The organism is Aeromonas sp. S11(2024) (assembly GCF_041402345.1).
Classification (GTDB): Bacteria; Pseudomonadota; Gammaproteobacteria; order Enterobacterales; family Aeromonadaceae; genus Aeromonas; species Aeromonas veronii.
Window position 1 is genome coordinate 1 of the sequence record NZ_JBGLRC010000056.1, and the last position, 2,803, is coordinate 2,803.

At 48.6% G+C, this 2,803-nt stretch carries 4 protein-coding genes; all 4 read left to right on the top strand.

Annotation, left to right across the window (positions count from 1 at the left end):
* Nucleotides 1–504: recombinase family protein (locus ACB040_RS20655; RefSeq protein WP_371156316.1), on the top strand; the 504-nt coding region annotated here is incomplete at its 5' end.
* Between the two features lie 68 nt (nucleotides 505–572).
* Nucleotides 573–908, top strand: coding sequence for a hypothetical protein (locus tag ACB040_RS20660; RefSeq protein WP_338773988.1), 336 nt, complete (start codon nucleotides 573–575; stop codon nucleotides 906–908).
* A 52-nt stretch (nucleotides 909–960) separates the two neighbouring features.
* Nucleotides 961–2,124 (top strand): hypothetical protein, encoded by a 1,164-nt coding sequence (locus ACB040_RS20665; protein WP_371164852.1) that lies wholly within the window; start codon nucleotides 961–963, stop codon nucleotides 2,122–2,124.
* A 41-nt stretch (nucleotides 2,125–2,165) separates the two neighbouring features.
* A complete protein-coding gene (locus tag ACB040_RS20670) occupies nucleotides 2,166–2,615 on the top strand; it encodes a hypothetical protein (protein ID WP_338773984.1) in 450 nt (149 codons plus the stop codon).
* Nucleotides 2,616–2,803: the final 188 nt, after the last annotated feature.

A 2,803-nucleotide genomic window follows, 5' to 3' on the forward strand; every position in this document is an offset into this window, starting at 1 on the left:
GACACCCAGCTTCAGGCACTGGCTGAGTGCAGCACGATTTTTCAGGAGAAAGTCAGTGGGGCAAGGGACGACCGCCCCCAATTGGCTCAGTTACTCAACTTTGTGCGTGAGGGGGATGTGGTGTTGGTCACCAAGCTGGATCGCTTGGCCCGCAACACCCGTCACCTGTTGGAGATCTCGGAATACCTGCAAAGCAAGCAGGTAGCACTGAGGATTTTGAATCTGGGGATCAATACCTCGACCCCTACCGGCAAGCTGATGCTCACCATGATCGGTGCTATCGCCACCTTCGAGCGGGAGCAGATGCTGGAGCGGCAGGCGGAGGGCATTGAGTTGGCCAAACAACGTGGCGTTTACAAAGGCCGCAAACCTACCGCGATGGCAAGAGGAGAAGAAGTGCTGGCTCTTGCCGACCGGGGGCTTGCCAAAGCAGAGATTGCAAGACAAACAGGGATCAGCCTATCCAGTGTGCAACGCATTCTCAAAACCGCCGCAACGAGTTAAAGCACAAGCCCCCAGCCGCAGTATTTGAGCTGGGGGCTCTATCACTCACCAAGGAGCAATGACCTTCGATGGAAATACTGCAATATGATGATTTTCGTACCGAGAAAATAGCAGCCCTTATTAATACCCGAAGCACCTTTGAGATTGTGGGTGTCTCTGGAAACATGGGCAGTACCGTTCTAATTCTTGAGACAACGATAGAATCAGCCGGATTGAAATGCAGGGTATACACCCAAGGGCGTATTGCCGCAGCAGGAGCAACATTTTTAGGTGGCGCAACCGGGGTTGCAGGTATGTTCGCAACCCTTGGTATCGCAGCGCATAACCTGGCTACGTATAACCCTGACTATGAAATAGTGAAACATGTCGTAGATGGTTCTATCAGCGTGCGTTACAAAAAATAACCATTATTTAGACCGTTCTTTTTAAGATGAAGAACGTTCGGGAGTAATAAAAATGAATAAAATTTTAATTTCGTCAGTCACCGCATTGTTGTGTAGCAACGCGTTGGCCTATGGTGAGGCAGGCCAATGGTCGAGTAGAAAAACACAGGATGGCATGGAGTATGCCGCTGTGATTGATGACCAGAATAAGCTCATCATCTCTTGCGATAAAAATGGTAAAGATATCGCTATGTATGCCACGATTAAAGGTGTCCAAGTTGGCACTGATGTATACGATAGAACCTTTGATATAAAAACCAGCGAATCGTATTACTTCACACCTTACGTGATAAACGGAGATCGCAGCATATTAAATTTCTTTAAGTTATGGGATGAAATAAGAGCCGGGCACCCCATGGCTTTGGGTCTAACTGAACCCAAGCTTCCAACAGCAAATGCCATTCAGGTATTGCCAGCACGTGACAGCAGTGAATTTATCTGCTTGACGGAAGGGATAAAAAAGAAAGACTATCAGGCACCTGCCCAAGTAACACATACCACAGTGGGTAATGAACATCGCTACTCGATTGTCGCTGACGATAAACATGCATTGTATTTCGCTTGTGACAACACCAACAAAATAACCATGCGAGCAATCCTGGATGGTGATGAATATGACGCTGAAAAGGGGTCGTTTTACGTCAGTGTCGGAGACAAGGCTGAACCTGCAAGCGTAATAACCAACAACAAGACGTACCTTGATAAATTTTGGGATGGCTTGCGTGAAAATAAAACCCTTTATCTCATCTCTCAACCAGACAATATTACCTACGTGCTGACCCCACAGGGGGGAGCCTCTGCACTACCTGACAGAACATCTTCAGATTTTACCTGCCTCACGGCTGATACCATCTCACATAAAAAGAATGATGCACTGTTAGCCCAGCAGGGGCCGACAACAGCCTCCACATTTTCGGTCAATGTGCGGCCAATTATCCCCAACAAGGGGTTGCCATCAAAAGTAATAACTGTTGTTTCTCACAGCGACCGGGTGAAGATAACGAAAGCTGTCGTTAACAGAGGCCAGTGTCAAGTAAAGTCAATTTACCCATTACCTCTAACGTTAGCTTTTGGTAAGGAACTCATGCTTTACACGGGCTATGACTGCAACGTGTTAGAATTGAATTTATCAACTACCAATGGTGATGTGGAATACCAGTTCCAACCACAAAATTAATCTGTACGTTGTGCTTAACAATAATGTATGAGGCTTGGAATATGAAATGGTTAATTGTATTGCCTGGTTTGCTTATTTCATCCAGTGTAGCCTTTGCCTATGGTGAGGCCGGGCGCTGGAGCAGTGGCTGGGGTCAGGGCACCAGCGAATACACGGCGGTGGTCAACGAGCAGAACCATCTCTATATAGCCTGTAGTGACACCCGCAAGGTCAGCATGACGGCCACCGTGCAGGGCAAGGAGTACGGCTCTTATGCTGGGCAGGCTTTCACCATCATCGTCGATGGCAGCCAATATGATGCGCCCTATGAGACCGAGTCCCGTGTCGGTGAGAACAATTTATTCGACATGTGGGGCAAGCTACGTAAGGCAAAGTCGATCCGCATTTTGACGGCTGATGGCAAGCAGCTCGCACTGCCGACCCAAGAGGTCGCATCTGTTCTGCCAGCCACCAACACACCCGAGTTTGACTACTTGATGTGGGACCAATAGGTCACACCCATTCCCATCCAAGAGGAGGCATTTGCCTCCTCTTTTTATTTCTACCATTCACCCACTCTTGAAGGAGACACACTATGCCCCCCTGCATTCCCCCTGAATGCGAGCCGTTCGATCACCCAGGTTTTTGGCACAAACTCTGGGCCTTTGCCAAACGTGCCGGTCGGCCCTTTATCGAGACC

What these genes read in the sequence shown, in the direction of transcription:
- ACB040_RS20660 (WP_338773988.1), top strand. Translation starts at nt 573, where the DNA reads ATGGAAATACTGCAATATGATGATTTTCGTACCGAGAAAATAGCAGCC.
- ACB040_RS20665 (WP_371164852.1), top strand. Translation starts at nt 961, where the DNA reads ATGAATAAAATTTTAATTTCGTCAGTCACCGCATTGTTGTGTAGCAAC.
- ACB040_RS20670 (WP_338773984.1), top strand. Translation starts at nt 2,166, where the DNA reads ATGAAATGGTTAATTGTATTGCCTGGTTTGCTTATTTCATCCAGTGTA.